The following is a 17,807-nucleotide window of genomic DNA, read 5'->3' as shown; positions in this document are numbered from 1 at the left end:
CCGCGGATCCTGCGACAACATCGCATCCAAAATCGTGTCACTGATCGCGTCACAAATCTTGTCCGGATGACCCTCGGTCACGGACTCACTGGTGAACAGCCTGCCTGTAGCCACAATGCTTCCTTCTCGTCGACGGGAGCGGTCTTACTGGTGTTTCTTGTCTGCGGTCTGGCGCCGGGTCACGCCTTGACGTGGAAGATGCCCCACGCGAGGTTGCCGGACTTGCCTCCGGCGACCCAGTTCTTGAGGCCGGTCTTCATGTGCTCGCGGTACTCCTTGCTGATCGTCGCGGCCAGCTCGTCCTCACGCTTCTCGAGCTCGGCCAGCACGCGACCGTAGTGCCGTGCGAGCTGGTCGGTGTGGTCCTCGAACTCCACCGACTTCAGGCCGAGACGGGTCAGCTCCTTCTTGTAGAAGCCGGGCGAACCCAGGCTGTCGAGGTGCAGCCGGTCGAGGATCGGCTGCAGGGACGAGGTGTCGCAGTCGTCGGCGGCCATCGGGTCCGTGAACACCATCTGCCCCTCCGGCTTGAGGACCCGCACGGCCTCCTCGACCACGCGGACACGGTCACCGCTGTGCAGGATGGCGTCCTGCGACCAGATGACGTCGAACTCGTTGTCGTTGAACGGCAGGTTCTCGAAGTCGCCGTCGATGACGTCGATCAGCTCGGACAGCCCGGCGTCCTTGTTGAACTGCCGGTTCCGCTCGTTTTCCACTTCGGACAGGTTCAGGCACGTCACCTTAGCGCCGTAGGTCTCGGCGAGGTAACGCGCCGCGCCACCGTATCCCGCGCCCAGGTCGAGGACCTTCTGACCCTCGGTCAGACCGAGCCTCTTGGCCATCTGCTCGACGGTGCGGCGGCTGGCCGGGGCGATCTCCTCGTCCTCGGACTGGTAGAGGCCGACGTGGATGTCGGTGCCGCCCCAGATGTTGTAGTAGAAGTTGTCGGCGTCCTCGGAGTTGTAGTACTCGCGGGCCGTGTTGACCGCGCTCGAGTAGTTCGCCGTCAGCGCGCCCTCGATGTACTCCTTCGACGCCACGTGGATGAAGAAGTCGGGCTCCTCGTTGGCGTAGCTCTCCTGGAAGTCACCGTAGGTGTCGATCTTCTGGAAGCCGACCTCCCGCAGCAGGCGGCGCACGTAGTTCTTGCGCAGCGGGAACATGTTGAGGTGGTACAGCGAGCCGTCGGCGAACTCGTACCGGAAACGGGCCAGCCCGTCGTCGACGTACTCCGGCTCGGCGGTCACCTCGTCGCCGCAGTAGTAGTACGTGTGCTTGCTCGAGAACCCGTTGTCGAGGATCGAGTCGTAGTTGCGCTGGTCGATGATGAGGATGCCGTCGTGCTTGAGGACGGCGTAGAACTCGGCCAGCGCCTTGCGACGGTCGTTCTCGTCGAACAGGTGCGTGAAGGAGTTGCCGAGGCAGACGATGGCGTCGTACTTGCCCTGCACGTCCTTCGACAGCCAGCGCCAGTCGGCGTGCACGACCTTCAGGACGTAGTCGCCGTACTCCTTGCCGTTCTCGAAGGCCTTGGCCAGCATCTCGGCGCTGCCGTCGACGCTGGTGGTGTCGAAGCCGGCCTCGAGCAGTCGCACCGAGTGGAAGCCGGTGCCGGTCGCGGCGTCGAGGACCGACTCCACACCGTGCTTGCGCAGCAGGTCGACGAAGAAGCTGCCCTCGCTCTCGTACCGACCCTTCCAGTCGATGAGCTCGTCCCACTTGTCGACGAAGCCCTCGTTGTACTCCTCGGCGTAGTGGTCGCTCTCCCGGACCGCCAGCGGGTCGGAACCGAACGCCTGGTCGGGATGCGCGTCGGCCCGGCTCTTCTCTGCTACTTCGGCCTGCGCATCGGTGGTGCCAGCCGCTGATTCCTGCATTGCGTTCCCTCCACGTTCGGCGGATCGGTGCTTGCTGTCCGTGGCCGCGTCACCGCAGCTCCCCGCAGATGCCTCCTCGACCCACGCTCGGTGCGGAGATACGGCCGCGAACACGTCGGGGAAGGGCATGAAAAAGGCCAGGCCGACGACGCGATCCATCGATCGCGATTCGAAAAAATCGGCCTGCGGCGCGCATTTGTGCGCTGCCAGCGTAACGCGCGTCACACCTGACGCGGCCCTTCACCCCGACCGGGCGGAATTGCTCGGATCCGCGCTGATCCCGTGCAAACCGCCTGAGCCTCAATCTATTCACAAAGTCGCCGTTCGATCAATGGGTCCATGGCGTGACGCGAATTTTCACCCCTCGTATACCGCTCGAGCGACGCTCCGAGCGTTCGATGGCGCCGCGGAACGCACGTGCAGAACCGGCGTTATACGAGGTCGGAGCGCCCGTAGCGGCAAGGCCCGCACCAGTGCGCGTTACACATCCAAGCGTTTTGTGACCTCCGTAACACTCGGACACGTACGGCCTATTGCGTTCTACTCAGGGTGTCATCTGGCATGGATTTCGCCGTAGCTCTAGTCCACGAGTCTGATGAGTGATACGGGATGTGAGTTCGTAGCGTATTCGGCAACGCGTTGCGTATAGCTCAACAAGAACGCCCTCGTGGAAATCTTCCGACTTCCACGAGGGCGTCGCGGGATAACTACCCCGGGTTGTCACAATGGTGCATTGTGATCACTTCGTGACCACCTCGACATGACGGCGAAACGATGAAAGATGCAGGACGCGCCATTCATCCGTGTGCCAGCGGCCACAATTCCGGTGATCTTGATCATCCGGTGACCTTTTCCGCATTCACGGATTGTGAATTTCTATGATGCGGCTAACTCTTCCCTTGAAATGAGCGCTTCGTGCCGCGGCGTGCCGTCGTAGCCGCCCGTGATCGCGGGCAGGCCGAACAGCTCGCCCACCGTCGGTGCCACGTCGACCGTGTGCGCCGGCGCCGACGACGTCGCTCCACGACGGACGCGCGGATGGCCGCCCGCGATGAAGAACGGAATCGGTTCAGTCACCGGATGTCCGTGGTTGCCCGGAATCGGGTTGGAGATCGGCGTCGGATCGGAGAAGCGCCACCCCGCCTTGCAGTACACGACGAGATCGGCCGCGTCCGGCGCGAGCCGGAGCTCCTCGGGGCGGTGCACCGACAACACCCCGGTGGCCTCGAGCGCGATCCGCCGCATGCGTTCGACCGCCGCGCCCCGCTCGCTCTCCTGCCCGGTGAAGGTGAGCAGGTCCGCCCCGCCGTTCTGCGCGATCGCGACCTTGTCGGCGAGCAGATCGTCACGGTCCATGCGCCACTGCAGCGAGATCAGCCGATGCCCGTACGACCAGTCCATCGAGTGGTCGGCCAGCACGACGAGGACGCTCGAGTCCCATCGGCCCGACTCCTTGAGCTCGTCGACGAACCGCCCCACCTGCGCGTCGGTGGACGCCAACGCGGCGTTCCTGGCCAACCGCAGCGTGGTCCCGGTCAGGTCGGCGTGGCCGACCCGGTCCACGTCCCCGAAGTTGACGAAGACCAGGTCCGGATCCGTCTCCTCGACCATCGCCGACAACGCGTGCCTCGTGGCGATGTCGGGCGCGTGGTCGGTGATCGGGATCAGCGGCTCGGGCTCCCAGCGCACGCTCGCCCGCTCACCGAAGATGGTGTAGAGGTACTCCTTGCTCAGCACGCTCCCGGTCACCCTGCCGGTCGCGGCGACCCGTTCGAGGAGCGTGGGCACCAAGATGTCCGACGGGCGGTCGAGCGTCCGCACCTCTCCCACGGCCGGGTCGTACACGTCGTTGGCGGGCACGCCCGAACGATCCGGGCGCACGCCCGTCATCATCATCACGTGGTTCGGCAGCGTCTCCATGATCGGCAGGGAACGCGCCTGCGGGAAGTGGGTGCCCTCGCCACGCAGGGAGTACAGGTTCGGCGTCACCCGCGGTTCGATCTCGTCGGGCCGCAGGCCGTCGACCACCAGAACGTAGACCCGCAGGTCGCGCCTGCGTCGCTCGGCCGAGGCGACGCCCACGCCGCCCGCGGTCGACAGCACCACGGCCGCCCCGCCCGCCGTGGTGACGCGCAGAAAGTTCCTGCGCGACAGTGCATGCTGCATGTCCGTCATGACGCCTCCCTCGATGCCGCGGGCTCGTTCGACGGCGCATCGTCACGCCGAGCAGCGGTGTTCGGTGCCGTCTCCCGCGCTTGCCGTGCCCTGGCCTGCCGTTCCGCTTCGGCCCGCTCGGCCTCGGTCGCCGCCTCGAACCGCGGGGTCGCACCATCGAGCGAGCGCGGAACGCGTTCCAACTTGTTCGTGCCGGCCGGGACTCGGTAGGACGCAGTGACCTCTGCCGAACTGTCCGGATCGGTGCGGTCTGCCAGACGGAACCAGTCCATCCGCACCGCCTCCGGGGTGACCTCGAGAACCGAGAATCCGTGCGAATCGAAGTCGAGGTACTTCACGTGCGGGTTGGCCAGCTTCAGCACGGCTTCGACGACGAGCGACAGGGTGCGCGGCGGCACCCGGAGGTAGTCGTCGATGTTGTCGCTCGTGACGGACGTACAGACCAGTTCGGTCGCGACCGAATCACCGGTGAGCGGATAGGTCAGTGGATCGGCGGGAAGCTCGGTGGCCCAGCCGGAGTGGATGTCGCCGGTCAGGAACACGGTGCCGGACACGCCGTGGTCGCGCAGGGTGCGCAGCACGGTGGCGCGGTCATGGGTGTAGCCGTCCCACTGGTCCACATTGTACGGAACACCCTCGATCGGGCCGATCAGATCGGTCAGCGCCTCGAACTCGCGAGTGTTGAGTGTGGACGGAAACTGTGCCGGTGAGATCATCACCGAGTTTCCGATGAGCTTCCACTGCGCCGTAGCGGTCACCAGTCCGGAGGTCAACCACTCCAGCTGTTTGCGCCCCGTGATCGTCCGCTCGTCGTCGTGGATCCCGCGGTCGAAGGGATGCGAGACCTGTTGACTGCGGTAGGTTCGAAGGTCCAACATGGACAGTTCGACGAGGGATCCGAACTCGAGGCGCCGGTAGATGTGACCGCCCGGTTCGTAACGGACGGGCATCCACTCGGCATAGGCACGCTGCGAGGCCGCCTGCCGCTCGGACCACGGGCCCTCGTCGGGTTCGGTGTGGTTCTCGGCGCCCCCGGACCACGAGTCGTTGGCCGATTCGTGGTCGTCCCACGTGACGACCCACGGCGTGGCCGCGTGCAGGGCCTGGAGCGCCGGATCGGTCTTGTACTGCGCGTGCCGGCGCCGGTAGTGCTCGAGCGTGACCATCTCGACCGGCGGGTCGTGCGGCCGCACCCCGTCCGGGTCCGCTTCGTACTCGTACAGGTAGTCGCCGAGGTGAATGACGAGATCGAGGTCGCCGCGCTCGGCGAGGTGCCGATAGGCGGCGAAGTGTCCGGCCTGCCAGTCCGAGCACGACACGACACCGAACCGCAGCAGGTCGACCGCACTCCCCCGTGCTGGCGCGGTGCGGGTCCGGCCCACCGGGGACACGCTGTCGCGCCACGTGAACCGGTAGTAGTACCAGGTGTCGGCTGCGAGGCCGGTCGCATCGACCTTGACGGTGTGATCGCGTTCGGGGCCGGTGCCGACGCGGCCACGGGCGGCGATCCTGCGGAATTCGGGATCATGGGCGATCTCCCACCCCACGGTCTGCTGCCGGCCCCTCCCCGATCCGGGGACGGCATCCGCCGATGGGGTGAGCCTGGTCCACAGGAGAACCCCGTCGGGAAGTGGATCACCGGACGCCACCCCGTGCTGGAACGCCGCCGGTGCACCGAGGGCACCCGTCACGCCTCCGGCCAGCGCCACTCCACCCGCCGCGGCGAGGGAACCGGCTCGCAACGCCTGTCTTCTGTTCAACGTGTTCACGCCGGGCAGCCTCGCCGACGGGGCTACCGTCTGTCACCGGGTTGGATGTGTTCGTTCAGCAAGATTTCAACCGGATGGACGGGAACCGACAGCTCGGCGTGGCCGTCATGGTTGATGGGTTGTCCACGCTTGTGTGAGTATCGGACGACTGCTCGCTGAGTCGGTTCGGATGCTTTCGGCGTATTCGAACAACAGGAGTCGGTGTGAACCAGGTTCAGTTCGCGTTTCAGCCGCTCTACAGCCTGCACACGGGTAGCGCGGTGGCTGTGGAAGCACTCGCGCGCCCTGCCGCAGGGCGAATAAGCGAACTGCTTGAATCGGCGATGCGCCTCGGCAGGCTGGTGCAGGCCGACGCCGGGCTCGCCGCCCGCGCGGTGCACGAGGCCCAGCACGACGTCACGCGCCTGCCGCTGCACCTGAACGTCACCGCGCTCACCGCCGCGTCGCCAGCCCCCGCACTCGAACCACTGCTCAGCGCGCTCCGGGACACCGAACGGCGACCGCACGACGTCGTCCTCGAGGTGGGCCCGCCCTTCCACTCGACACCGCCCGCCGCGCTGCTGGCGGGACTGGATCGCCTGGCCGCCCACGGTTTCCGGATCGCGTTCGACGGCCTCGGGGCGGCCGACCTCCCGCTGAACCTGCTCGCCGAGTCGCACGCCGATATGGTCAAACTCGACCGCAGATCCCTCGGCAAGTTGCCGGACGACACGCCGACCGCGGCGTTGACCGAGGCGCTCGTGCACTTCGCCGACCGCACCGGGATCCGGCTCGTCGCCACCGGCGTCGAGACCGAGGCACAGCTGGCGATGGTCCGGGGACTGGGCATCGGCCTGGTTCAGGGACACCTGTTCGCCCCCGCGGGCCAGGGCTCGATACCTGCCGGGGCGATCACACCCGCGGCCTCGGGCAGCGAGGACTACCGCTCCTGCGGGACACCGGCGATCAAGGACTTCCTCCGCCCCGCCAGAACGGTGCCCGCCGACGCCACCTGCGAACAGGTCCGCGCCGTACTTGTCGACGACGTCGCGCTGAGCGGGTTGGTCGGCGTCGACGAGGACGGCAAGCCGCGCTGGTCCATCGACCGCACGCGCTTCCTGCTGGCGGTGACCGGGCCGTTCGGTCATGCCCTGCACGCCCACCGGCCAGCCGAACGGCTCGCCGACCCTCCGCACGTCATCCGCAACTCGGCATCGGCGCTGGAGGTGCTCGACATGGTCAGTGACGGGCCGACCGGGCGCGCATCCGACGACGTGGTGGTGATCGACGAATCGGGCCGATGTCAGGGCGTGGTGCTCGTCCACGAGCTGGTCCGCGGTATGGCGGAGGCGAAGGTCGAGCAGGCGGCCGCGCTGAACCCGTTGACCCGGCTGCCGGGAAGCGACGCCGTGGCCCGCGACGTCGACCGCAGGATCTCCGCGGGTGAACCGCTCGTGGTGGGATGGCTGGACATCGACTCGTTCAAGAAGATCAACGACACGGCGGGGTTCGCGGCGGGCGACGACGTCATCCGCGCGATCGGGCGTGCGCTGACCCGGCTCGCGACCGATCTGGGTGGGGTCACCGTCAGCCATGTCGGCGGTGACGACTTCCTCATCTCGTGCGGGCCGGACACGATCCGGCCGCTGGCCGACGCCGTGCTCGACACCCAGTGGTCGGCCGACGGCATGCCGGTGACCGTGTCGTTGTCGACGCTGCTGTGTCCGCGCCGGTCGGTGGAGTCCTACAACGAGATCTCGCGCCGACTCGCACCGCTCAAGAAGGACGCGAAGAACCTCAGGGGTTCGAGCTGGGTGTGCGGCAGACCCGACACGGCGGGGATCGACATTCTGCGCGGCGGCCCGCAGGCCTCCGCACCCGCGGTGTGAGCGACTCACCGCCCGGACAACCCGCCCGCGAACGACGAGTGCCCCGATGCCGCTGGGGGTACAGCACCGGGGCACTCCATACCGCGCCTCTGGGGAGGGGGAACAACCAAAGGCGCCGGTCGTCTCATCGCCGAAGCGATGACCCTACCGAGGGTACGTAATTTTCGGTGCGTTGCATAGGTTTGCGTTCATATGTATCCCACTCCTGGCGGTACCGATCCCGTACTCCTGCCGCGTATAGGCAGCGGCGCGCAACAGCACCGCTGACAGCACGTCCGGGTCCCCGGGCGGCCGGGGGTCGGTGTCGAAGTCGTCCCACAGGGCCTCGACACCGAAGGGGCCGACGTCGTAGGCCGGGTGCACCATGCGGCCGTCGACCGGGTCCCGCCTGCCCTCTTCCTCCTGCACCGACGCCACGGAGGCCGCGACCGCCCCGCGGGCGTCGACGACGGTGGCCGCCAGCTCCTCGGCCCGATCCCGCGCATCACCGGGTCCGGCGAGGAACAACACCCGCTGCCACGCCTGCCAGCACCGCAGACCCGAGGGAATGAGGCCCGGCGCGACGGTGCGCCGCACGCCGCGGCCCGCCATCTCCAGCGCGGCGGCATGGTCCGCGGCATGCAGTCGCGCGGCCGGGTCGACACCATCCGGGTCGACACCATCGACGTTCGCCCCGGCACCGCCGCCGCCCACGGGAGTCGCCCCCTCCGCGGCATGGCCGGTCCCGGTCACATGGCCGGTTTCCACGGCGCGGCGCCGCCGCTCGGCGAGCGCGGCGGGATACATCCGCCGCAACGACGCCGCCTCCGCGGCCTCCTCGTCCGTGATGGCTCCGTATTCGTCGGGCACGGGCCATTCCGTCGGTCCCGCCGTGGCGTACAGCCGTGGGACGTCGCCGATGCGGTGGTACGGGTGGGCTAGACAGGCGAGCCGGAATCGCGCGTCGTCCGCGTCGAGCCCCGCGGTGCGCACGACGAGCTGCGCCGACCACAACCGGACCGGCCTCCCCCGGCGCCTGCGCTCCCACAGGTCGACGTCGAGCGCCTCCTGCCGAATCCGGCACGCCTGATCGCTCCAGTCGTGTGGCTCGAGGTCGGCCACCCGCCGCCGCACGCGGGCGGCCGCCTGTGCGAGCCACGGCATGTCGGCCCTTCCGCTGATTCCCACGCGGACTCCCCCTTTCCCGTACCCACCACGGCGCCGTGCCGGAGGTGGTCCGGTCTCGATGTGTTCATCTCGATGCGTTGGTGCAGGTGAGCGGCCCGCTACCCGGCATCGGCCCGGACAAGCTAGCACGGATGGTACGCAGCGCGCTACGCAGCGGCAGGATCTGGACAGACGCAGAACGACGCAGAACAGCGCGGAATGTCGCGGACCGCCGCGGTGTGCCGCGTTCCACAACTTCGTGCAGCTCAGGACCGTTCTAATGTCGAAACATGAGCGGTCCCGCACCACGCAAGTACAACCCGGACAACAAGACGGGCTACGAGTACGAACTCCTGGCCGAACACCTCGCCGGATTGATCGACAGCGGCGAGTGGGCGCCGGGACGGCGCATGCCGGGGGAACGCGCACTCGCCGACGAGTACGGCGTCGCACTCGACACCGTGCGCAAGGCGACGCGCATCCTGCGCGAACGCGGACTGGTGCAGACGCTCAAGTCCAAGGGCACGTTCGTGGCCCACCGCGACTGAGCGCGGGCACCCGCCACCGCACCGCGCTTTCCCTCCGAGGGGTGTGTGCTCACGGCCCGTGCCGTGCCACGGTGGACCGATGAGCGATCGCAACGTGCTCGGCGACGAGCTCCAGCCGTGCGGCACCGATCCGCTGACCGGTTTCCACCGCGACGGATGCTGCCGCACCGACGACGACGATCTCGGCAACCATTCGGTGTGCGCGGTGGTCACCGCGGAGTTCCTCGCGCATCAGCAGACAGTGGGCAACGACCTGGTGAGCGCGCGCCCCGAGTTCGACTTCGAAGGCCTGGCTCCGGGAGATCGCTGGTGCGTCTGCGCGGACCGGTGGCTCCAGTCCTTCGACGCGGGCGCGGCGCCGCCGGTGGTCCTCGCCTCGACACACGAACGCGCCACCGAGGTGATCCCGCTCGAGACCCTGCAGCGACACTCGGTCGACGTTCCCGCCGATCCACGCGGGCTCGCCTAGCGCGGCTTCTCCGCCAGGAGCCGGGCGACGGGCGCGGTGGTGCCTGCGTCGAGCACCTCCATGCCGTACCGCTCGAAGGTCGCCGCGATCGCCTCGTGCCCGGGCAGGCGCACACCGGCCACGCCGGCCACGGTGGCGACCACCCCCGCACCGGGGCCCGCGTACCCGGGCAGCAGGATCGCCGCACGCCCGCCCGGCACGAGAACCCGGGCGAACTCGGCGATCGCACCCTCGGGGTCGGGCAACAACTGCAGCACCATCAGGCACGTGATCGCGTCGACGCTGTCGGTCCGCAACGGCAGCGCGGAGGCATCGGAGCGGACGAATCCCACATTGGGACCGGCGTACGCGGACGCCGCCCTGCGCAACATGCTGCGCGAGACGTCGACCCCGACCGCGAGCCCGCCGGGCCCGACGTCCCTGCCCAGGTCGGCGGTCACATTGCCGGGGCCGCAGCCCACGTCGAGCGCGGTCCCTCCCTCGGGTAGCCGCAGCCGCCGCGCCGAGGGGCGCAGTCCGGCGAACACCTTCCGCACACCCGACTGGACGGGTTCGTACACCACGGTGCCCAGCCGCGATTCCCACAACGACTGGAAGAAACCGCTCGGCGCGGGAGCGTCGCCACCGAGCAGGTCGAGGTAGCCGTCCCGCACCGGCGGGGAATCGGGTTGTGAGGTCAGCAGGGGCAGCGTGCGTCGCACGGCTTCGGGCAGCACGGTCTCCATGGTCGACGACGGTACCGCGGCGCAAGGCCGGCCGGGAGGCCCGCGAAATCCCCGACCCGGGTCTCCCCCTGTTCGGTGAACCCACCCCATACGACATCGCGGGAAGCGGTCACCGAAACCGCGAAAAAGACGTCACGGAAACGGCCGGCCTCGCGTATCCACTCAGCGAGGGTTCACTTCGCGGAAAACGCGAATTGTCGGCGGACGAGAAAACGCCCGCCACGAAGGGCGGGCGTCTGTGGAAAACGGTCTCACGCGGGGATGCGGGCATCGGCGCCCAGCACGGCGTCGACGGCACCGGGCACGTCCCGGTACACGGGCAGGCGGTGTTCCAGGCCGGTGGCCTCGATGGGCCGCAGCACGGACCGCGCCGCGGCGATGGCCCACGGAAGACGTCGCGAGCGCGCGTCGGTGGAGGTCTGCAGCAGCAGCGACAAGCCCGCCGCGCTCAGATAGCTCGTCTCGGTGAAGTCGAGCACGAGCGAACGCGCGGTGCCCACCAATTGCTCGACACACGGGCGCAGCAGGGACACGCCCAGCAGGTCGATCTCCCCCAGCACATGCGTCACGACCAGGCCCGCCGACCGCGGCTCCACGGTCACCTCGACCCCACTCGCCGCAATGGTCCCCGCGCCGACTCTCGCACCGAAAGCTGTCTCCACGATATGCCCCTCCCCCGACCGACTGTCTGCCCCGATATGTGCCCCGATGTACTTCGACGTGCGCAGTACTTCGATGTACGCAGCAGCCCCGATGCGTCATAGCCTGCGGCACGCCGACGCGTCGACTGCGTCGACTGCGTCGACTGCCTCGACGTCCGGCCGTCCCCGATTTGCCTACCCCGGCCCGAATTCGCTCGGCAAAACCGGCCGCGTCGTCCAAGCCGCCGCCAATCACGAAGATGCGACCGCGGCCCCCGAAACGCCGCTACCGAAAACGGTACGCGCGTGGCAAACGAACTGCAATACCTGGTCGCCCCTTGTCCATAGTGGACCACACGTGGAAAGAAACTCACATCGGAACTACCGCATCATTTTCCGATTAATCGGAACTGTCGTCGACGGCCGCCGTTTCGGCCTGGCGACCGCCGGGTAGGTGCCTTGACCGGACACGAGATCGAGAGGAGCCACCGTGAACCAGCCCGCACAGACCCAGCAGGCGCCGGGCGACACCGGCGACATGACCCCCGAACCGCGCGACGAGATGGCCGGTTACGAGGGCCGCGGCCTGCTGCGCGACCGCAAGGCGCTCGTCACCGGCGGGGATTCGGGTATCGGCAGGGCGGTGGCCGTCGCCTTCGCGAAGGAGGGTGCCGACGTCGCCATCGCCTATCTGGACGAGCACGACGACGCCGAACACACCGCGTCACTGATCCGCGCCGAAGGCAGGCGCTGCACCCTGATCGCGGGCGACCTCGCCGAGGCGCGCCAGTGCACGCACGTCGTGGCCGAGACGGTACGTGAACTGGGCGGCCTCGACCTGCTCGTCAACAACATCGCGACCCAGTTGCAGCTCGACGACGTCGCCGAGTTGACCGAGCAGCAGTGGATGCGCACGTTCGACGTCAACATCCACAGCTACTTCCGCGTGACCCACGCCGCGTTGGAGCACCTGCCGTCGGGCTCGGCGATCATCAACAGCGGGTCGGTCAACGGCCTGCGCGGCAACGCCAAGCTGATCGACTACTCGGCCACCAAGGGAGCCGTGCACGCGTGGACCTACGCGATGGCGCAGGCGCTGCGCCCGCGGGGCATCCGGGTGAACTGCGTGGCGCCGGGCCCCGTGTGGACGCCGCTGATCCCGGCGACGATGGACGCCGAATCGGTCGAGGGCTTCGGGCAGCAGGCGCCGTACGGCAGGCCTGCCGAACCCGACGAGCTGGCCCCGTCGTACGTGTTCCTGGCCTCGGAGCGCATGTCGTCGTACTACACCGGCGAGGTGCTCGCGGCTCTCGGCGGGGAGACGGTGCCGGGCGGCTAAGTTCTCCCCATGGCGACCCTCGTGACGTTCCACGCCCATCCCGACGACGAGTGCATCACGTGCGGCGGCGTGATGCGGATGGCGGCCGACCAGGGCCACCGCGTCGTGCTCGTCGTGGCCACCCGCGGCGAGCACGGCGAGGTGCCCGAGGGTTTCCTCGACCCCGGCGAACCACTGTGGCGACGTAGGGTGGCCGAGACGCACGCCGCGGGGAGACTCCTGGGCGCAGCGCGCGTGGAGTTCTTGGGCTACACCGACTCCGGGATGATGGGCACGCCGTCCAACGACGAGCCCTCCGCGTTCTGGCAGGCCGACGTCGAACGGGCCGCGCGCGAGCTCGCCTGCCTGCTCGACGAGGAGAACGCCGACGTGCTGACCGTCTACGACGAGCACGGCGGCTACGGCCACCCCGACCACATCCAGGTGCACCGGGTCGGTCTCCGCGCCGCGGAACTGGCCGGAACGCCGCGCGTCTATCAGGCCACCCAGAACCGGGACCACATGATGCGTGGTCTCGCCGAACTGGCCGACAGCCAGGAGGCCACCGGGATGGACCTGCCCGATCTCGAGCAGGCGCCCGAGTTCGGCAGCCCGGAAGCCGTGCTCACCGCGGCGGTGGACGTGACGCCGTACCTCGACGTCAAACGCGCGGCCATGCGGGCACACGCCAGCCAGATCGCGGAGGAATCGTTCTTCCTGACCATGCCGGACGAGGCGTTCGCCTACGCCTTCGGCACCGAATGGTTCATCCGTGCAGGTCACGGACCCGGGATCACGGAGCGCGACCTGATGGCCGGCCTGCCGGTGACGGCGGCCACCTCCGACGACCGCGGCTGACGTCTGGGACCATGGGCCTCGTGCCGACCGAGCAGCCGACCGACCCCGGGCGCCGCCTGATCGACCCGGAGCGCGTCGATCAGGCGGTGACGGGTCTCGGGGACAGGGAGACCGTCCAGCAGTGGGCGGACCGGTTCTCGGTGATCGCCGACCCGTCGCGCCTCACGCTGCTGGTGTGCATCCACTACGCGAAGGAGATCTGCGTCTCCGACCTCGCGGCGGCCGCGGACATGACGGACACGGCCGTCTCGCAGGCCCTGCGGCTGCTGCGCGCACACGGGCTGGTCACGGCCGAGCGCCGCGGCCGGGTGGTCTACTACCGGCTCGCGGACGAGACCATGCACGAGCTGATCCACCGCGTACGGCCGCATCCGCGCCCGTGATCGTCGCGCGTGGCAGGACCGTCTTCCTGCCACTACCGTGAAGGCACATGATCGGCCTTCCCGCCACGATCACGACCTGTCTGTTCGACCTCGACGGTGTCCTGACGAGCACGGCGTCCCTGCACCGGGCCGCGTGGAAGCGCGCGTTCGACGAGCTGCTCGGCCGGCGCGGTTCGGGCGAGTTCACCGACGAGGACTATGCCGCGTACGTCGACGGTAGGCCCCGACTCGACGGGGTGCGTGCGTTCGTGGCCTCCCGTGGCCTGGACCTTCCCGAGGGTTCGCCGGACGACCCGCCCGACGTGGACACCGTCCACGGTGTGGGGACCCGTAAGAACGACCTGGTGCTGCGCATGATCGACGAGCAAGGGGTGGAGCCCTTCCCCGGCTCCGAGCGGTATCTGACCGCGGTGCGTGAGGCGGGGCTGGCCATCGGCGTCGTCACGTCGTCGGCCAACGCCGAGAACGTCCTGGCCGCGGCCGGACTGGATCGGTTCGTCCAGGCGCGGGTCGACGGCGTCACCATCACCACCGAGGGGCTGCGGGGCAAACCGGCCCCCGACTCGTTCCTGGCCTGCGCCCGACTGCTGGGCGCCGAACCCGCCGCGGCCGCCGTGTTCGAGGACGCTCTGGCCGGAGTCGAGGCGGGCAGGGCGGGCCGGTTCGGACATGTGGTGGGCGTCGACCGTGCCGACCAGGCAGAGGCCCTGCGCAGGCACGGAGCCGACGTGGTCGTCACCGATCTCGCCGAACTGCTGGAGGTGCCGCCGACGTGACCGACACGCACGGGTACGAATGCTCGCCGTGGCAGCTGCTGTGGCGCGGTCTGGACCTGACGGCCCTCATGCAGACCGAGTCGACCTTCGCGCTGTCGAACGGGCACATCGGCCTGCGGGGGACGTTCGAGGAGGCCGAGCCCAGGGGCCTGCCGGGCACGTATCTGAACGGCTTCTACGAGGAACACCCACTGCCGTACGCCGAGGCCGGGTACGGCTACCCCGAGGCGGGTCAGACGGTCGTCAACGTCACCGACGGCAAGATCATCCGCCTGCTCGTCGAGGACGAACCGCTGGACCTGCGGTACGGGCACGCCGGCGCGCACCACCGGGTGCTCGACTTCCGGTCCGGCACGTTGCGCAGGGAGACCGACTGGACGTCCCCGACCGGAAGGCGCGTCCGCGTCCGCAGCGAACGGCTCGTGTCGTTCACCCAGCGCTCGGTTGCCGCGATCCGCTACGAGGTCGAACCGCTCGACGGCAGTGAACTGCAGATCGTCGCCCAGTCCGACCTGCTGGCCAACGAGCCCATCGAGGCGGAGAGCGGCGACCCGCGCGTGGCCGCCGCGCTGGAGGCGCCACTGCGGTGTGAGTACATGACCGCCGAGGACTACCGGGCGGTGCTGGTGCACCGGACGAAACGGTCCCAGCTGCGCATGGCCGCCGCGATGGACCACGAGATCGAGGCGCCCGGCGGCCGTGACCTACGCACCGACATCGCGGTGGAGGACGACCTCGCCCGCCTCACCGTCGCCGTGGACGTGGCCGCGGACGGCAAACTGGTGCTGACGAAGTACCTGGGCTACGGATGGTCGGCGCAGCGGTCGATCCCCGCGCTGCGCTCGCAGGTCGACGCGGCACTGGCCGGCGCACTCCAGACCGGGTGGACCGGACTGCTCGAGGAACAACGGCGGTTCCTCGACGACTTCTGGAACTCGGCCGACGTGGAGATCGACGGCGACCCCGAACTACAGCAGGCGCTGCGGTTCTCCCTGTTCCACGTCCTGCAGGCCGGGGCCCGCGGGGAGAGCCGCGCCATCCCCGGAAAGGGCCTCACCGGGCCGGGCTACGACGGGCATGCGTTCTGGGACAGCGAGACGTTCGTGGCACAGGTGCTCACCTACGCCATGCCCGGCGCCGCCCGCGACGCGCTGCGGTGGCGTCATTCCACACTGGACAAAGCGCGAAACCGGGCACGCCAGCTAGGTCTGCTCGGCGCCTCGTTCCCCTGGCGGTCGATCAACGGCGACGAATGCTCGGCGTACTGGCCTGCCGGAACCGCCGCCTTCCACGTCAACGCCGACATCGCCGACGCCGTCGCCCGCTATCTCGCCGCCACCCACGACACCGAGTTCGAACGCGACCACGGCGTCGAACTGCTCACCGAAACGGCACGCCTGTGGATGTCCCTCGGCCACCACGACCCCCACGGCGGATTCCGCATCGACGGCGTCACCGGACCCGACGAGTACTCCGCCATCGTGGACAACAACGTCTACACCAACCTCATGGCACAGCGGAACCTCGTCGAAGCCGCCGCCTCGTGCCGCAGGCACCCCGACGTCGCCGAACGACTGTCGGTCGGCGAACGGGAAATCGAAACGTGGGTCGCCGCCGCGCGGGCCATGCTGCTGCCCTACGACGAACTCCTCGAAGTGCACCCCCAGTCGGAACGGTTCACCGAACACGCCCGCTGGAACTTCGAATCCACCCCCGCCTCGGCCTACCCCCTGCTCCTGCACTTCCCCTACTTCGAGCTGTACCGCAAACAGGTCGTCAAACAAGCCGACCTCGTACTCGCCATGCACCTGCGCGGCGACGCGTTCTCCCCCACCCAGAAACAACGCAACTTCGCCTACTACGAAGCCATCACCGTCCGCGACTCGTCACTGTCGGCCGCCACCCAGGCCGTCCTCGCCGCCGAATGCGGACACCTCGACCTGGCCTACGACTACCTCGGCGAAGCCGCGCTCGTCGACCTCCAGGACCTGCACGGCAACGTCCGCAACGGCCTCCACATCGCCTCCCTCGCAGGCTCCTGGATCGCCCTCGTCGCCGGCTTCGGCGGCATGCGCGACCACAACGGCGAGCTGTCGTTCCGGCCCCACACCCCGCCCGGCGTCGACCGCATCGCCTTCCGCATGTGCTTCCACGGCTCCCGTATCCGCGTCGAAACCACCAACGGCAACGCCACCTACACCCTCGTCGACGGCCCCGCCCTCACCTTCACCCACTACGGCCAGGCCGTCACCCTCGACCACGACCCCATCACCCTTCCCGTCCCCACCCCACCCATGCTTCCCCGCCCCCTTCAACCCTCCGGACGCGGACCCGTTCGACGCGCTTGAAGGCCGATTTTGGGTTTTCGTCTCGCCGACTGATTCGGTAATCTCGGTTCTCGAATGGGCTGGTTTCCGTGAGGCTGGGTGCTGTTCTCGGAGATAGGTTCGTTCTCGGGTTTTTCGCCTCGCCGGCTGGGCAGGTCTCTGGGATGGCGTTTTTCCGCTTCGCTTTATCCCGTCGAACCTGGCTTTTTGTTTATCACGCTGCAGGCAGGGCGCAAGGTTGGTGTTGGGTGTTCCGTTGGGGTGGATTGTTGCACCCTGCCTGCAGCGTGATGGGGTTTGGCCAGGTCGACGGGATGGCGCTTCGCTTACCGGGGGCGACTCTATTGGGTGATTGTGGGTCGCCAGTGTGTTCGGTATCGTTTTAAGTGTGAATGGTTCTGGGGGAATTTCTGATACCGCCGCCGACTTGCGGTTTCGGCGGGCTCGGGTTGATGCTGACGAGATGGTGTTTCTCGCTTCTCTGGCTTCTGACGAGGGGGAGTGGCGGGGGTTGACTGAGGAGTTGGCGCCTTCGCTTCGCGTCTCGCCTGTGGAGGTGGAGAAGCGGATCCGTAATGCCGTCGATCTGTCTCGGCGGATGCCTCGGGTTCTTGATGCCATGCGGGAGGGCCAGGTTGAGCTGTATGGGGCTCGGCGGGTCCTGGCTGTGACCTCGTCGCTGTCTGACGAGCACGCCCGGCAGGTGGATGGGTTGTTGAGCGACAAGCTCGCTTCCGCTCCCGTGACGTCGTGGCAGCCTCGGAATTTGGCTCAGCACGCGGCGCGGTTGGTGGAGAAGGTTGATCCGGGTGGGCAGGCCGAGCGGGCTCGGATGGCCCGGGCTGGGCGGCGGGTCGAGCTTGATCACGGGCCGAATGCTCACTCTCGACTCACCGCCGAGTTGCCGTCGGAGGTGGCTTCCGCGTG

The 17,807-nt window shown here is 68.4% G+C and carries 16 protein-coding genes; 9 read left to right on the top strand and 7 right to left on the bottom strand.

What is annotated here, in order from left to right; translation table 11 throughout:
- The 4 genes from IF64_RS26835 to IF64_RS0124485 all read right to left on the bottom strand — a co-directional run.
- Positions 1 to 117: S-adenosylmethionine synthetase N-terminal domain-containing protein (locus tag IF64_RS26835; RefSeq protein ID WP_211252669.1), on the bottom strand; the 117-nt coding region annotated here is incomplete at its 3' end.
- Between the two features lie 62 nt (positions 118 to 179).
- Complete coding sequence (locus tag IF64_RS0124495; protein ID WP_030534537.1) at positions 180 to 1,877, bottom strand: glycine/sarcosine N-methyltransferase; 1,698 nt, start codon at positions 1,875 to 1,877, stop codon at positions 180 to 182.
- A gap of 876 nt (positions 1,878 to 2,753) precedes the next feature.
- Complete coding sequence (locus IF64_RS0124490) at positions 2,754 to 4,052, bottom strand: alkaline phosphatase family protein (RefSeq protein ID WP_030534536.1); 1,299 nt, start codon at positions 4,050 to 4,052, stop codon at positions 2,754 to 2,756.
- The gene (locus IF64_RS0124485) at positions 4,049 to 5,821 is read right to left on the bottom strand and encodes an alkaline phosphatase D family protein (protein WP_084706089.1); all 1,773 of its coding nucleotides are present in this window, start codon (positions 5,819 to 5,821) and stop codon (positions 4,049 to 4,051) included. The genes IF64_RS0124490 and IF64_RS0124485 overlap by 4 nt, the downstream gene beginning before the upstream one ends.
- Positions 5,822 to 6,024: 203 nt before the next feature.
- On the opposite strand from IF64_RS0124485, the gene IF64_RS0124480 reads away from it, so the two are divergent.
- Positions 6,025 to 7,689, top strand: a complete 1,665-nt coding sequence (locus IF64_RS0124480; RefSeq protein ID WP_030534534.1) for a GGDEF domain-containing protein — start codon at positions 6,025 to 6,027, stop codon at positions 7,687 to 7,689.
- A 144-nt stretch (positions 7,690 to 7,833) separates the two neighbouring features.
- Here the strand turns inward: IF64_RS0124480 and IF64_RS25775 are convergent, their stop codons facing one another.
- On the bottom strand, positions 7,834 to 8,856 hold the full coding sequence (locus IF64_RS25775) for a hypothetical protein (protein WP_048807164.1): 1,023 nt from the start codon (positions 8,854 to 8,856) through the stop codon (positions 7,834 to 7,836).
- Positions 8,857 to 9,125: 269 nt separating this feature from the next.
- On the opposite strand from IF64_RS25775, the gene IF64_RS0124470 reads away from it, so the two are divergent.
- Positions 9,126 to 9,383: a winged helix-turn-helix domain-containing protein gene (locus tag IF64_RS0124470; RefSeq protein WP_030534533.1), complete on the top strand. Its 258-nt coding sequence runs from the start codon at positions 9,126 to 9,128 to the stop codon at positions 9,381 to 9,383.
- Between the two features lie 79 nt (positions 9,384 to 9,462).
- Positions 9,463 to 9,852 carry a DUF2237 family protein gene (locus IF64_RS0124465; protein WP_030534532.1) on the top strand — a complete coding sequence of 130 codons (390 nt, stop codon included), beginning with the start codon at positions 9,463 to 9,465 and terminating at the stop codon, positions 9,850 to 9,852.
- Here the strand turns inward: IF64_RS0124465 and IF64_RS0124460 are convergent.
- A complete protein-coding gene (locus IF64_RS0124460) occupies positions 9,849 to 10,577 on the bottom strand; it encodes a methyltransferase domain-containing protein (RefSeq protein WP_030534531.1) in 729 nt (242 codons plus the stop codon). The two genes, IF64_RS0124465 and IF64_RS0124460, sit on opposite strands and share 4 nt — an antisense overlap.
- 251 nt (positions 10,578 to 10,828) lie before the next feature.
- Positions 10,829 to 11,239, bottom strand: coding sequence for an STAS domain-containing protein (locus tag IF64_RS0124455; protein ID WP_048807165.1), 411 nt, complete (start codon positions 11,237 to 11,239; stop codon positions 10,829 to 10,831).
- A gap of 469 nt (positions 11,240 to 11,708) precedes the next feature.
- On the opposite strand from IF64_RS0124455, the gene IF64_RS0124450 reads away from it, so the two are divergent.
- The 6 genes from IF64_RS0124450 to IF64_RS0124425 all read left to right on the top strand — a co-directional run.
- Complete coding sequence (locus IF64_RS0124450; RefSeq protein WP_030534529.1) at positions 11,709 to 12,557, top strand: SDR family oxidoreductase; 849 nt, start codon at positions 11,709 to 11,711, stop codon at positions 12,555 to 12,557.
- A 9-nt stretch (positions 12,558 to 12,566) separates the two neighbouring features.
- Positions 12,567 to 13,394, top strand: coding sequence for a PIG-L family deacetylase (locus IF64_RS0124445; protein ID WP_051758135.1), 828 nt, complete (start codon positions 12,567 to 12,569; stop codon positions 13,392 to 13,394).
- A 20-nt stretch (positions 13,395 to 13,414) separates the two neighbouring features.
- Positions 13,415 to 13,777 (top strand): ArsR/SmtB family transcription factor, encoded by a 363-nt coding sequence (locus IF64_RS0124440; protein WP_246134677.1) that lies wholly within the window; start codon positions 13,415 to 13,417, stop codon positions 13,775 to 13,777.
- Between the two features lie 47 nt (positions 13,778 to 13,824).
- Positions 13,825 to 14,553 carry a beta-phosphoglucomutase family hydrolase gene (locus IF64_RS0124435; protein ID WP_030534526.1) on the top strand — a complete coding sequence of 243 codons (729 nt, stop codon included), beginning with the start codon at positions 13,825 to 13,827 and terminating at the stop codon, positions 14,551 to 14,553.
- Entirely contained in the window at positions 14,550 to 16,901 is a 2,352-nt protein-coding gene (locus IF64_RS0124430; RefSeq protein WP_030534525.1) for a glycoside hydrolase family 65 protein, read from the top strand. The genes IF64_RS0124435 and IF64_RS0124430 overlap by 4 nt, the downstream gene beginning before the upstream one ends.
- A gap of 442 nt (positions 16,902 to 17,343) precedes the next feature.
- A partial coding sequence (locus IF64_RS0124425; protein WP_030534524.1) for a DUF222 domain-containing protein occupies positions 17,344 to 17,807 on the top strand: 464 nt, incomplete at its 3' end.

Source organism: Prauserella rugosa (genome assembly GCF_000719975.1).
Classification (GTDB): Bacteria; Actinomycetota; Actinomycetes; order Mycobacteriales; family Pseudonocardiaceae; genus Prauserella; species Prauserella rugosa.
Note: the sequence above shows the minus strand (reverse complement) of the source record. Positions and strands in the feature narration are given on the sequence as shown.